Source organism: Pseudomonas guariconensis, assembly GCF_024127895.1.
Classification (GTDB): domain Bacteria; phylum Pseudomonadota; class Gammaproteobacteria; order Pseudomonadales; family Pseudomonadaceae; genus Aquipseudomonas; species Aquipseudomonas guariconensis_B.
In genome coordinates this window covers 22,752-34,647 of the sequence record NZ_JAMYBK010000020.1, presented here as the reverse complement: position 1 = coordinate 34,647, position 11,896 = coordinate 22,752, and the positions used below count along the sequence as shown (strand labels likewise).

Sequence of the window (11,896 nt, the reverse complement as noted above, 5' to 3'; positions counted from 1 at the left end):
CTTGAACTGCCGGCTAATCGGCTTGGTGATAAGTATCCGCGAGCTGTATTACAAGAACTAATTCATTGATCCATTCGCTTCGATAGAAAATAACAATTCATACGCGCACAAAAAACCGGGCACGAGGCCCGGCTTCTTGCAGCAGACAGACGTCTTACTCGGCAGCTTCTACAGCACCACCGACCGGACGATCAACCAGCTCGACGTACGCCATAGGCGCGTTGTCGCCAGCGCGGAAACCGCACTTCAGGATGCGCAGGTAGCCGCCCTGACGAGTGGCGTAACGCTTGCCCAGGTCGTTGAACAGCTTGCCAACGGCAGCTTTCGAACGGGTACGGTCGAAAGCCAGACGACGGTTGGCGACGCTGTCTTCCTTGGCCAGGGTGATCAGCGGCTCGGCAACGCGGCGCAGTTCCTTGGCTTTCGGCAGGGTGGTTTTGATCAGCTCGTGCTCGATCAGCGACACTGCCATGTTCTGGAACATGGCCTTGCGGTGAGAGCTGGTACGGCTCAGGTGACGTCCACTTTTACGATGACGCATGATTCATTCCTTACCAAACACTACGTTCGGTGATTACGACGATCAGGCAGTCGCCTTGTCGTCTTTCTTAAGACTTGCAGGCGGCCAGTTGTCGAGGCGCATGCCGAGAGACAGACCACGAGAGGCCAGGACGTCCTTGATTTCGGTCAGGGACTTCTTGCCCAGGTTCGGAGTTTTCAACAGTTCTACTTCGGTACGCTGAATCAGGTCGCCGATGTAGTAGATGTTCTCCGCCTTCAGGCAGTTGGCCGAACGTACGGTCAGTTCCAGATCGTCAACCGGACGCAGCAGGATCGGATCGATCTCGTCTTCCTGCTCGACTACGACAGGCTCGCTGTCACCCTTGAGGTCGACGAACGCGGCCAGCTGCTGCTGCAGGATGGTCGCGGCGCGGCGGATAGCCTCTTCAGGGTCCAGGGTGCCGTTGGTTTCCAGATCGATGACCAGCTTGTCCAGGTTGGTACGCTGTTCAACACGGGCGTTCTCGACCACGTAGGCGATACGACGCACCGGGCTGAACGAGGCGTCCAGCTGCAAGCGGCCAATGCTGCGGCTTTCGTCTTCGTCGGTCTGACGCGAGTCGGCCGGCTCGTAACCACGACCACGAGCTACGGTGAGCTTCATGTTCAGGGCGCCGTTGGACGCCAGGTTCGCGATTACGTGATCGGGGTTGACGATCTCGACATCGTGATCCAGCTGAATATCGGCAGCGGTAACCACCCCCGAACCCTTTTTCGACAAGGTCAGCGTAACTTCGTCACGACCGTGCAGCTTGATAGCCAGGCCTTTGAGGTTCAACAGGATTTCAATGACGTCTTCCTGTACACCTTCGATCGCGGAGTACTCGTGGAGTACGCCGTCGATCTCGGCCTCGACTACTGCACAGCCAGGCATGGAGGACAACAGGATGCGGCGCAGCGCGTTGCCCAGGGTATGGCCGAAACCACGCTCGAGAGGCTCGAGCGTGATCTTGGCGCGGGTTGGACTGACGACCTGCACATCGATGTGGCGGGGCGTCAGGAACTCATTTACCGAAATCTGCATGGATGCACCTATTTTCTAGCCCTTACTTGGAGTAGAGCTCGACAATCAGGTTTTCGTTGATGTCGGCGGACAGGTCGCTGCGAGCAGGAACGTTCTTGAAAACGCCCGACTTCTTGGCAGCATCCACGTCAACCCACTCAACGCGGCCACGCTGGGCGCACAGTTCAAGGGCTTGAACAATGCGCAGCTGGTTCTGCGACTTCTCGCGAACCGCGACCACGTCACCCGGACGAACTTGGTAGGATGGAATGTTTACGGTCTTGCCGTTAACGCTGATTGCCTTGTGCGAAACCAGCTGACGGGATTCGGAACGAGTCGAACCGAAGCCCATGCGGTAAACGACGTTGTCCAGACGGCATTCGAGCAGTTGCAGCAGGTTCTCACCGGTAGCGCCTTTCTTCGAGGCTGCCAGCTGGTAGTAACCGCGGAACTGACGTTCCAGAACACCGTAGATACGACGGACTTTCTGCTTCTCGCGCAGCTGGGTGCCGTAGTCGGACTGACGGCCACGGCGCTGACCGTGGATACCCGGGGCTGCTTCGATGTTGCACTTCGATTCCAGAGCGCGAACGCCGCTCTTCAGGAACAGATCGGTGCCTTCACGACGAGACAGTTTGCATTTTGGACCAATGTAACGTGCCATTTATCTGTCTCCTGATTACACGCGACGCTTCTTCGGCGGACGGCACCCGTTGTGCGGGATTGGCGTCACGTCGGTGATGCTGGCGATCTTGTAGCCGCAGCTGTTCAGAGCACGAACAGCGGACTCACGACCTGGACCTGGGCCCTTGACGTTGACGTCGAGGTTCTTCAGGCCGTATTCCAGCGCAGCTTGACCAGCGCGCTCGGCAGCGATCTGGGCTGCGAACGGGGTGGATTTGCGCGAACCACGGAAACCCGAACCACCGGAGGTCGCCCAGGACAGTGCGTTGCCCTGACGGTCGGTGATGGTCACGATGGTGTTGTTGAAAGACGCATGGATGTGGGCGATGCCATCAACCACTGTCTTTTTGACTTTCTTACGAGGACGAGCAGCAGGTTTTGCCATGTCTATATTCCTGGGCGATTACTTGCGGATCGGCTTACGCGGGCCCTTACGGGTGCGTGCGTTGGTCTTGGTGCGCTGACCGCGAACCGGCAGACCTTTACGATGACGCAGGCCGCGGTAGCAACCCAGGTCCATCAAGCGCTTGATCTTCATGTTGATGTCACGACGCAGGTCACCTTCGGTGGTGAACTTCGCGACTTCGCCACGCAGGGTTTCGATTTGCTCGTCGCTCAGATCCTTGATCTTAGCGGCTGGGTTGACCCCAGCGTCTGCACAGATCTTCTGCGCAGTGGTGCGACCGACACCATAGATGTAGGTCAGCGAGATAACAGTGTGCTTGTTATCTGGAATGTTGACGCCTGCAATACGGGCCATTCAGTGGGACTCCAATTGACAGCTACCTACGCCCCGGAAGCCAAGAAATAGGGCGCGAGATAATATCGCTGTAGAAACGAATAATCAACCCAGCAGCGCACTAGCTGCTGGGTTTGAAGCGCGAATCACACTCAGCCTTGGCGCTGCTTGTGACGCGGTTCCGCGCTGCAAATCACTCGCACGATACCTTCGCGGCGAATAATCTTGCAGTTACGGCACAGCTTTTTCACCGATGCACGAACTTTCATTACCGACTCCTCGAACCTTAGGGGCCTATCAGCGCAGCAGACCGCTGCCGCCGTAGCCTTTCAGGTTGGCTTTCTTCATCAGGGATTCGTACTGGTGCGAAACGAGGTGCGATTGTACTTGGGACATGAAGTCCATCACAACCACTACCACAATCAGCAACGAGGTCCCGCCAAGGTAGAACGGAACGTTTGCCGCCACCACCAGGAACTGGGGCAGGAGGCACACGGCCGTCATGTAAAGAGCACCGAACATGGTCAGACGGGTCAGAACGCCATCAATGTAGCGCGCCGACTGCTCACCAGGACGGATACCCGGAATAAAGGCACCGGACTTCTTCAGGTTTTCCGCTACGTCTTTCGGATTGAACATCAGCGCCGTGTAGAAGAAGCAGAAGAAAATGATCCCTGCACTAAACAGCAGAATGTTCAACGGCTGACCAGGAGCGATCGACTGCGAGATGTCCTGCAGCCAGCCCATACCTTCGGACTGACCGAACCAGGCACCCAGCGAAGCCGGAAACAGCAGAATGCTGCTGGCGAAAATGGCCGGGATGACCCCTGCCATGTTCACCTTGAGCGGCAAGTGGCTGGTCTGCGCAGCGAAGACCTTGCGGCCCTGCTGACGCTTGGCGTAATGAACGGCGATACGACGCTGACCACGCTCGATGAACACCACGAAGCCGATAATCGCTACTGCCAGCAAACCGATAGCGACCAGGGCGAAAATGTTGATATCGCCTGTGCGTGCAGACTCGAAAGACTGCCCGATTGCTCTCGGAAGACCGGCAACGATACCCGCGAAGATCAACATCGAGATACCGTTGCCCACACCGCGCTCGGTGATCTGCTCGCCCAGCCACATCATGAACATCGCGCCCGCCACGAACGTGGAGACGGCGACCACATGGAAGCCCAGGCCCGCAGAAAACGCCACGCCCTGGTTGGCCAGGCCAATGGACATGCCAATGGCCTGGACCAGCGCCAGGATAACGGTGCCGTAGCGGGTGTACTGGCTGATCTTGCGACGGCCAGCTTCACCTTCCTTCTTCAACTGCTCCAGTTGCGGGCTGACCGCGGTCATGAGCTGCATGATGATCGACGCCGAGATGTACGGCATGATCCCCAGTGCGAAAATGCTCATGCGCTCCAGCGCGCCACCGGAAAACATGTTGAACAAGCTAAGAATGGTCCCCTCATTCTGTCGAAACAGATCCGCCAGACGGTCCGGGTTGATGCCGGGCACCGGGATATGCGCACCTATCCGATAGACGATGATCGCCATGAACAGGAAGCGCAGACGAGCCCAGAGTTCCGACATCCCGCCCTTACCGAGCGAAGAGAGAGCACCTTGCTTAGCCATTTATTCCTCGAACTTGCCGCCAGCTGCTTCGATAGCCGCACGCGCACCCTTGGTGGCTGCGATACCCTTGATGGTGACTGCACGAGTGACTTCGCCCGACAGCATGATTTTCACACGCTGTACGTTCTGGCCGATCACGTTGGCATCCTTCAGGGATTGCACGGAAATCACGTCGCCTTCCACCTTGGCCAGCTCGGACAGACGCACTTCGGCGCGGTCCATGGCTTTCAGGGAAACGAAGCCGAACTTCGGCAGGCGACGGTGCAGCGGCTGTTGACCGCCTTCGAAGCCCGGAGCGATCGAACCACCGGAACGGGAGGTCTGACCCTTGTGGCCGCGGCCACCGGTCTTGCCCAAACCGCTACCGATACCACGACCCGGACGATGCTTCTCGCGACGGGAACCCGGCGCTGGACTCAGATCATTGAGTTTCATCGATTAACCCTCGACGCGCAGCATGTAGTAAGCCTTGTTGATCATCCCGCGGTTCTCGGGAGTATCCTGGACTTCTACAGTGTGACCGATGCGGCGCAGACCCAGGCCCTTAACGCACAGCTTGTGGTTGGGCAGGCGGCCGGCGGTGCTTTTGATCAGCGTTACTTTTACGGTTGCCATGATCAGATGATCTCCTCAACGCTCTTGCCGCGCTTGGCAGCAATGGACTCAGGAGATTGCATGGCTTTCAGACCCTTGAAGGTGGCATAGACCACGTTCACTGGGTTGGTCGAACCGTAGCACTTGGCCAGGACGTTCTGGACGCCAGCAACTTCCAGGACAGCACGCATTGCGCCGCCGGCGATGATACCGGTACCTTCGGAGGCAGGCTGCATGTAGACCTTCGAGGCGCCATGGGCGGCCTTGGTGGCGTACTGCAGGGTGGTGCCCTTCAGGTCGACCTGGATCATGTTGCGACGGGCAGCTTCCATGGCTTTCTGGATCGCGGCAGGTACTTCGCGCGACTTGCCACGGCCGAAGCCGACACGGCCCTTGCCATCACCTACCACGGTCAACGCGGTGAAGGTGAAGATACGGCCGCCTTTGACGGTTTTTGCAACGCGGTTAACTTGAACCAGCTTCTCGATGTAGCCTTCGTCGCGCTTTTGGTCGTTATTTGCCATAACTTAGAACTCCAGCCCGCCTTCACGAGCAGCATCGGCCAGCGCCTTGACGCGGCCGTGGTACTTGAAGCCAGAACGGTCGAAAGCAACTTGAGAGATGCCGGCGGCTTTCGCGCGCTCAGCTACCAGCTTGCCAACCTTAGTGGCCGCGTCGATGTTGCCGGTGGCGCCATCACGCAGTTCTTTGTCCAAGGTAGAGGCGCTTGCCAGAACCTTGCTGCCGTCGGCCGAAATGACCTGGGCGTAGATGTGCTGCGAGGAGCGGAACACGCACAGACGCACGACTTCGAGTTCGTGCATCTTCAGGCGTGCTTTGCGAGCGCGACGCAGTCGAGTAACTTTTTTGTCGGTCATTTGCTAGGCCCTACTTCTTCTTGGCTTCTTTACGACGGACTACTTCGTCCGCGTAACGCACACCCTTGCCTTTGTAAGGCTCTGGCGGACGGAAGTCGCGGATTTCAGCGGCCACCTGACCAACCAGCTGCTTGTCGATACCCTTGATCAGGATGTCGGTCTGGCTGGGGGTTTCAGCGGTGATGCCGGCTGGCAGTTCGTAGTCCACGGGGTGCGAGAAGCCCAGAGCCAGGTTCAGGACATTGCCCTTGGCCTGCGCCTTGTAACCAACACCGACCAGCTGGAGCTTGCGCTCGAAGCCTTGGCTTACGCCCTGGACCATGTTGTTGACCAGGGCACGGGTGGTACCGGCCATGGCGCGAGCTTGCTGGTCACCATTGCGAGCAGCGAAACGCAGCTCGCCAGACTCTTCGATAACTTCAACAGACGAGTGAACGTTCAGTTCGAGAGTGCCCTTGGCACCCTTCACCGAAAGCTGCTGGCCGGCGAATTTGATTTCGACGCCTGCTGGCAGCTTAACGGGGTTCTTAGCGACGCGAGACATGCTTATCCCCCCTTAGAACACTGTGCAGAGAACTTCGCCGCCAACACCGGCAGCACGCGCAGCACGATCAGTCATCACACCCTTGTTGGTGGAGACGATGGACACGCCCAGGCCGCCACGAACTTTCGGCAGGTCTGCAACGGACTTGTACTGGCGCAGGCCTGGACGGCTGGCGCGCTTCAGTTCCTCGATGACCGGACGGCCTTCGAAGTACTTCAGCTCGATCGACAGGGAGGGTTTGACTTCGCTGCTGACCTGGTAGCCAGCGATGTAACCTTCGTCTTTCAGAACTTTGGCTACCGCTACCTTCAGGTTCGAGGAAGGCATGCTTACGACGGACTTTTCAGCCATCTGGGCATTACGGATGCGAGTTAGCATGTCCGCTAACGGGTCCTGCATACTCATGGGCTAGATGCTCCTGATACAAGAAATATTAGCCTTGCGGCTATCACAACCACCCGAGCAGGCAGGGCAAAAAACCCGGGCTCAGGTGAGCCGGTCATTCTAGACACAAGACAGAAACGAAACAAGCCCCATATAGGGGCTTGTTTCGTTGCGAGGTCACCGGCGGTCGGAAGATTGCTCCCCTTGCGCCGGGATCACACCAACCGCGATTACCAGCTGGCCTTGACCAGACCTGGAACATCACCGCGCATTGCAGCCTGGCGCAGCATGTTACGGCCCAGGCCGAACTTACGGTAGACACCGTGCGGACGACCGGTCAGGCGGCAGCGGTTGCGCAGGCGCGAGGCGCTGGCGTCACGCGGCTGCTTCTGCAGGGCGACTACGGCGGCGAAACGCTCCTCGGGGGAGACGTCCTGGTTGACGATGATCGCTTTCAGCTCGGCACGCTTCTTGGCGTACTTGGCTACCGTGAGCTGACGCTTCAGCTCGCGGTTTTTCATGCTCTTCTTGGCCATTTTCCTACTCCAATCAGTTGCGGAACGGGAATTTGAAAGCACGCAGCAGGGCGCGGCCTTCTTCATCCGTACGAGCAGTGGTGGTCAGGGTGATGTCCAGACCGCGCAGAGCATCGATCTTGTCGTAGTCGATTTCCGGGAAGATGATCTGCTCTTTCACACCCATGCTGTAGTTGCCACGACCATCGAAGGACTTGGCATTCAGGCCGCGGAAGTCGCGGACCCGAGGCAGGGAGATCGACAGCAGACGATCCAGGAATTCGTACATACGGTCGCGGCGCAGGGTTACCTTGACGCCGATCGGCCAACCTTCACGAACCTTGAAACCCGCAATGGACTTGCGAGCGAAAGTCACGACCGGCTTCTGACCGGTGATCTTTTCCAGGTCGGCAACAGCGTTCTCGATGACTTTCTTGTCACCGATCGCTTCGCCCAGACCCATGTTCAGGGTGATCTTGGTAACGCGCGGAACTTCCATCACGTTCGCGAGCTTAAGTTCTTCCTTAAGCTTGGGAGCGATTTCGTTCCGGTAAATCTCTTTCAGTCGTGCCATTGTCTTCTACCTAGCAGTGTTCAAGCATCAACCGCTTTCTGGGTCGACTTGAAGACACGAATTTTCTTGCCGTCTTCGACTTTGAAGCCAACGCGGTCAGCCTTGTTGGTTTCACTGTTGAAGATGGCAACGTTGGAAGCGTGCAGAGGCGCTTCTTTCTCGACGATACCGCCCTGGACGCCTGCCATCGGGTTAGGCTTGGTATGACGCTTGACCAGGTTGACACCGCCAACGACCAGACGGTCGTCAGCGAGGACCTTCAGCACCTTACCGCGCTTGCCCTTGTCTTTGCCGGCGATCACGATGATCTCGTCGTCACGACGAATCTTTTGCATGTCGGATCTCCTTACAGCACTTCAGGGGCGAGCGAGACGATCTTCATGAACTTCTCGGAACGAAGCTCACGGGTCACTGGCCCGAAGATGCGAGTGCCGATCGGCTCTTGCTTGTTGTTCAGCAGAACAGCAGCGTTGCCGTCGAAACGAATGATGGAACCGTCAGCGCGGCGAACACCGTGCTTGGTGCGGACGACGACAGCGGTCATCACCTGGCCTTTCTTGACCTTGCCGCGCGGAATCGCTTCCTTCACGGTCACCTTGATGATGTCACCGATGCCGGCGTAACGGCGGTGGGAACCGCCGAGCACCTTGATGCACATGACGCGACGAGCGCCGCTGTTATCGGCCACATCGAGCATGGATTGAGTCTGAATCATAAAATATCTCCGACCCTTCGCCCTTAGACTTCAACAGCGCGTTCGAGAACTTCAACCAGGGCCCAGGACTTGGTCTTGGCCAGCGGACGGGTTTCACGGATGGAAACCTTGTCGCCGATGTGGCACTGGTTGTTTTCGTCGTGCGCGTGCAGCTTAGTCGAACGCTTAACGTATTTACCGTAGATCGGGTGCTTGACGCGACGCTCGATCAGAACGGTGATGGTCTTGTCCATTTTGTCGCTGACGACACGGCCAGTCAGCGTACGGACGGTTTTTTCAGCTTCAGCCATGATCACTTACCTGCCTGCTGGTTGAGCACAGTTTTCACGCGAGCGATGTCACGCTTAACTTGCGAGAGCAGGTGCGACTGCCCCAACTGGCCAGTTGCCTTCTGCATGCGCAGATTGAACTGGTCGCGCAGCAAGCCGAGCAGTTGCTCATTCAGTTGCTGTGCCGATTTTTCACGAAGTTCATTCGCTTTCATCACATCACCGTCCGCTTAACAAAGGAGGTGGCGAGAGGCAGCTTTGCAGCAGCCAGGGCGAAAGCCTCGCGCGCCAGCTCTTCAGAAACACCCTCGATCTCGTACAGGACCTTGCCTGGCTGGATCTGGGCAACCCAGTACTCCACGGAACCTTTACCTTTACCCATACGCACTTCGAGAGGCTTCTTGGTAACCGGCTTGTCCGGGAATACACGGATCCAGATCTTGCCGCCACGTTTTACGTGACGGGTCAGGGCACGACGTGCCGACTCGATCTGGCGGGCGGTGAGACGACCGCGGGATACAGCTTTCAGGGCGAATTCGCCGAAGCTGACCTTGCTACCGCGCAGGGCCAGACCACGGTTGTGGCCGGTCATCTGCTTGCGGAATTTTGTACGCTTTGGTTGCAACATTTGGCGTACCCCTTACTTAGCAGCTTTTTTACGAGGCGCTGGTGCTTGAGGCTTCAGCTCTTCCTGGCGACCACCAATAACTTCGCCTTTGAAGATCCAAACCTTGACACCGATCACACCGTAGGTGGTGTGGGCTTCGTAGGTGGCATAGTCGATATCGGCACGCAGGGTGTGCAGTGGCACACGACCTTCGCGATACCATTCAGTACGTGCAATCTCGGCACCGCCGAGACGACCGCTCACCTGGATCTTGATGCCCTTGGCACCAATACGCATGGCGTTCTGCACGGCGCGCTTCATGGCGCGACGGAACATTACGCGGCGCTCCAGCTGCTGGGCTACGCTCTGGGCAACCAGCATGGCGTCGAGTTCCGGCTTGCGGATCTCTTCGATGTTGATGTGCACAGGCACACCCATCTGCTTGGTCAGGTCCTGACGCAGCTTCTCAACGTCCTCACCTTTCTTGCCGATAACGATACCGGGACGAGCGGTGTGGATGGTGATGCGTGCAGTTTGAGCCGGACGATGAATATCGATACGGCTTACGGACGCGCTTTTTAGTTTGTCCTGGAGGTACTCACGCGTTTTCAGATCCTTGAGCAGGTAATCTGCGTAAGTAGCGCCGTCTGCATACCAGACGGAGGTGTGCTCCTTGACGATTCCCAGGCGAATGCCAGTGGGATGTACTTTCTGACCCATCTGATCGACTCCGTTACTTGTCCGCAACCTTGACAGTGATATGGCAAGACCGCTTGACGATGCGATCAGCGCGGCCTTTGGCACGCGGCATGATGCGCTTCAGCGAACGCCCTTCGTTGACGAAAACGGTGCTGACCTTCAGGTCATCAACGTCTGCGCCTTCGTTATGCTCGGCGTTGGCAACGGCCGACTCGAGGACTTTCTTCATGATTTCAGCGGCTTTTTTGCTGCTGAAGGCCAACAGGTTGAGCGCGTCGCCCACCTTCTTCCCGCGGATCTGGTCGGCGACCAAGCGGGCTTTCTGGGCGGAGATTCGAGCGCCCGACAACTTAGCGGCTACTTCCATTTCCTTACCCCTTAACGCTTGGCTTTCTTGTCAGCCACGTGCCCGCGATAGGTGCGGGTACCGGCGAACTCGCCCAGTTTGTGGCCGACCATGTCTTCGTTCACGAGAACGGGGACATGCTGACGACCGTTGTGTACCGCGATGGTCAGACCGACCATTTGTGGCAGGATCATGGAACGGCGCGACCAGGTTTTGACTGGCTTGCGATCGTTCTTCTCCACCGCCACTTCGATCTTCTTCAGAAGGTGAAGATCGATAAAAGGACCTTTTTTCAGAGAACGTGGCACTGTCGTATCCCTCTAGTTACTTGCGACGACGGACGATCATGTTGTCGGTACGCTTATTACCACGGGTCTTCGCACCCTTGGTTGGGAAGCCCCATGGCGATACCGGATGACGACCACCGGAGGTACGACCTTCACCACCACCGTGCGGGTGGTCAACCGGGTTCATGGCAACGCCACGAACGGTTGGGCGAACGCCGCGCCAGCGTTTGGCACCAGCTTTACCCAGCGAGCGCAGGCTGTGCTCGGAGTTCGAGACTTCGCCCAGGGTCGCACGGCACTCGGCCAGCACTTTACGCATCTCACCAGAGCGCAGACGCAGAGTCACGTAGACGCCTTCGCGAGCGATCAGCTGAGCCGAAGCACCAGCGGAACGAGCGATTTGAGCACCTTTACCCGGCTTCAGTTCGATGCCGTGAACGGTGCTACCTACTGGGATGTTGCGCAGCTGCAGGGAGTTGCCCGGCTTGATTGGAGCCAGGGCGCCTGCGATCAGCTGGTCGCCAGCGCTCACGCCCTTCGGCGCGATGATGTAGCGACGCTCGCCGTCTGCGTAGCACAGCAGGGCGATGTGAGCAGTACGGTTCGGGTCGTATTCGATACGCTCGACGGTGGCTGGGATGCCATCCTTGTCGTTGCGACGGAAGTCGACCAGACGGTAGTGCTGCTTATGACCACCACCAACGTGACGAGTGGTGATGCGGCCATTGTTGTTACGACCACCAGACTTCGATTTCTTCTCGATCAGCGGTGCGTGAGGAGCGCCTTTGTGCAGCTCCTGGTTGACCACCTTGACCACGAAACGGCGGCCAGGGGAAGTCGGTTTGCATTTAACGATTGCCATGATGCA

The 11,896-nt window shown here is 57.8% G+C and carries 24 protein-coding genes; all 24 read right to left on the bottom strand.

All coding sequences use genetic code 11. The features are described from left to right. Positions 1 to 154 precede the first annotated feature (154 nt). Positions 155 to 541 (bottom strand): 50S ribosomal protein L17, encoded by a 387-nt coding sequence (gene rplQ / locus NJF35_RS18750; RefSeq protein WP_043210290.1) that lies wholly within the window; start codon positions 539 to 541, stop codon positions 155 to 157. Positions 542 to 583: 42 nt separating this feature from the next. After that, on the bottom strand, positions 584 to 1,585 hold the full coding sequence (locus NJF35_RS18745; RefSeq protein WP_003255452.1) for a DNA-directed RNA polymerase subunit alpha: 1,002 nt from the start codon (positions 1,583 to 1,585) through the stop codon (positions 584 to 586). A 22-nt stretch (positions 1,586 to 1,607) separates the two neighbouring features. Beyond that, positions 1,608 to 2,228, bottom strand: a complete 621-nt coding sequence (rpsD, locus tag NJF35_RS18740; protein ID WP_084857327.1) for a 30S ribosomal protein S4 — start codon at positions 2,226 to 2,228, stop codon at positions 1,608 to 1,610. 15 nt (positions 2,229 to 2,243) lie between these two features. Further along, entirely contained in the window at positions 2,244 to 2,633 is a 390-nt protein-coding gene (gene rpsK, locus NJF35_RS18735) for a 30S ribosomal protein S11 (protein WP_003255454.1), read from the bottom strand. 18 nt (positions 2,634 to 2,651) lie between these two features. Further along, complete coding sequence (gene rpsM / locus NJF35_RS18730; protein WP_003255457.1) at positions 2,652 to 3,008, bottom strand: 30S ribosomal protein S13; 357 nt, start codon at positions 3,006 to 3,008, stop codon at positions 2,652 to 2,654. 131 nt (positions 3,009 to 3,139) lie between these two features. Further along, entirely contained in the window at positions 3,140 to 3,256 is a 117-nt protein-coding gene (rpmJ, locus tag NJF35_RS18725; RefSeq protein WP_011531897.1) for a 50S ribosomal protein L36, read from the bottom strand. Between the two features lie 28 nt (positions 3,257 to 3,284). Continuing rightward, complete coding sequence (gene secY / locus NJF35_RS18720) at positions 3,285 to 4,616, bottom strand: preprotein translocase subunit SecY (protein ID WP_225788809.1); 1,332 nt, start codon at positions 4,614 to 4,616, stop codon at positions 3,285 to 3,287. Continuing rightward, complete coding sequence (rplO, locus tag NJF35_RS18715) at positions 4,617 to 5,051, bottom strand: 50S ribosomal protein L15 (RefSeq protein WP_003257107.1); 435 nt, start codon at positions 5,049 to 5,051, stop codon at positions 4,617 to 4,619. It abuts the gene before it with no gap. A 3-nt stretch (positions 5,052 to 5,054) separates the two neighbouring features. Beyond that, the gene (rpmD, locus tag NJF35_RS18710; RefSeq protein ID WP_009397493.1) at positions 5,055 to 5,231 is read right to left on the bottom strand and encodes a 50S ribosomal protein L30; all 177 of its coding nucleotides are present in this window, start codon (positions 5,229 to 5,231) and stop codon (positions 5,055 to 5,057) included. Between the two features lie 2 nt (positions 5,232 to 5,233). Next, complete coding sequence (gene rpsE / locus NJF35_RS18705; RefSeq protein ID WP_023382626.1) at positions 5,234 to 5,734, bottom strand: 30S ribosomal protein S5; 501 nt, start codon at positions 5,732 to 5,734, stop codon at positions 5,234 to 5,236. Between the two features lie 3 nt (positions 5,735 to 5,737). After that, positions 5,738 to 6,088 (bottom strand): 50S ribosomal protein L18, encoded by a 351-nt coding sequence (rplR, locus tag NJF35_RS18700; RefSeq protein ID WP_225788810.1) that lies wholly within the window; start codon positions 6,086 to 6,088, stop codon positions 5,738 to 5,740. Positions 6,089 to 6,098: 10 nt separating this feature from the next. Then, complete coding sequence (gene rplF, locus NJF35_RS18695) at positions 6,099 to 6,632, bottom strand: 50S ribosomal protein L6 (protein ID WP_225788811.1); 534 nt, start codon at positions 6,630 to 6,632, stop codon at positions 6,099 to 6,101. Between the two features lie 12 nt (positions 6,633 to 6,644). Next, the gene (gene rpsH, locus NJF35_RS18690) at positions 6,645 to 7,037 is read right to left on the bottom strand and encodes a 30S ribosomal protein S8 (RefSeq protein WP_225788812.1); all 393 of its coding nucleotides are present in this window, start codon (positions 7,035 to 7,037) and stop codon (positions 6,645 to 6,647) included. 209 nt (positions 7,038 to 7,246) lie between these two features. Then, positions 7,247 to 7,552 (bottom strand): 30S ribosomal protein S14, encoded by a 306-nt coding sequence (gene rpsN, locus NJF35_RS18685; protein ID WP_225788813.1) that lies wholly within the window; start codon positions 7,550 to 7,552, stop codon positions 7,247 to 7,249. 13 nt (positions 7,553 to 7,565) lie between these two features. Then, positions 7,566 to 8,105 (bottom strand): 50S ribosomal protein L5, encoded by a 540-nt coding sequence (gene rplE, locus NJF35_RS18680; RefSeq protein ID WP_225788814.1) that lies wholly within the window; start codon positions 8,103 to 8,105, stop codon positions 7,566 to 7,568. Between the two features lie 20 nt (positions 8,106 to 8,125). Then, positions 8,126 to 8,440, bottom strand: a complete 315-nt coding sequence (gene rplX / locus NJF35_RS18675) for a 50S ribosomal protein L24 (RefSeq protein ID WP_023382629.1) — start codon at positions 8,438 to 8,440, stop codon at positions 8,126 to 8,128. 11 nt (positions 8,441 to 8,451) lie between these two features. Beyond that, the gene (gene rplN / locus NJF35_RS18670; protein ID WP_225788815.1) at positions 8,452 to 8,820 is read right to left on the bottom strand and encodes a 50S ribosomal protein L14; all 369 of its coding nucleotides are present in this window, start codon (positions 8,818 to 8,820) and stop codon (positions 8,452 to 8,454) included. A gap of 23 nt (positions 8,821 to 8,843) precedes the next feature. Continuing rightward, complete coding sequence (rpsQ, locus tag NJF35_RS18665; RefSeq protein ID WP_031303185.1) at positions 8,844 to 9,110, bottom strand: 30S ribosomal protein S17; 267 nt, start codon at positions 9,108 to 9,110, stop codon at positions 8,844 to 8,846. Between the two features lie 2 nt (positions 9,111 to 9,112). Then, positions 9,113 to 9,304 (bottom strand): 50S ribosomal protein L29, encoded by a 192-nt coding sequence (gene rpmC, locus NJF35_RS18660; protein ID WP_002555481.1) that lies wholly within the window; start codon positions 9,302 to 9,304, stop codon positions 9,113 to 9,115. Continuing rightward, a complete protein-coding gene (gene rplP / locus NJF35_RS18655; protein WP_225788816.1) occupies positions 9,304 to 9,717 on the bottom strand; it encodes a 50S ribosomal protein L16 in 414 nt (137 codons plus the stop codon). Before rplP ends, rpmC begins: the two co-directional genes overlap by 1 nt. A 12-nt stretch (positions 9,718 to 9,729) precedes the next feature. Continuing rightward, positions 9,730 to 10,416, bottom strand: coding sequence for a 30S ribosomal protein S3 (gene rpsC / locus NJF35_RS18650; protein WP_060392311.1), 687 nt, complete (start codon positions 10,414 to 10,416; stop codon positions 9,730 to 9,732). 13 nt (positions 10,417 to 10,429) lie between these two features. Then, entirely contained in the window at positions 10,430 to 10,762 is a 333-nt protein-coding gene (rplV, locus tag NJF35_RS18645; RefSeq protein WP_003304070.1) for a 50S ribosomal protein L22, read from the bottom strand. A gap of 11 nt (positions 10,763 to 10,773) precedes the next feature. Next, complete coding sequence (gene rpsS / locus NJF35_RS18640; protein ID WP_010486981.1) at positions 10,774 to 11,049, bottom strand: 30S ribosomal protein S19; 276 nt, start codon at positions 11,047 to 11,049, stop codon at positions 10,774 to 10,776. 16 nt (positions 11,050 to 11,065) lie between these two features. After that, positions 11,066 to 11,890 (bottom strand): 50S ribosomal protein L2, encoded by an 825-nt coding sequence (rplB, locus tag NJF35_RS18635; RefSeq protein ID WP_225788817.1) that lies wholly within the window; start codon positions 11,888 to 11,890, stop codon positions 11,066 to 11,068. Positions 11,891 to 11,896 lie beyond the last annotated feature (6 nt).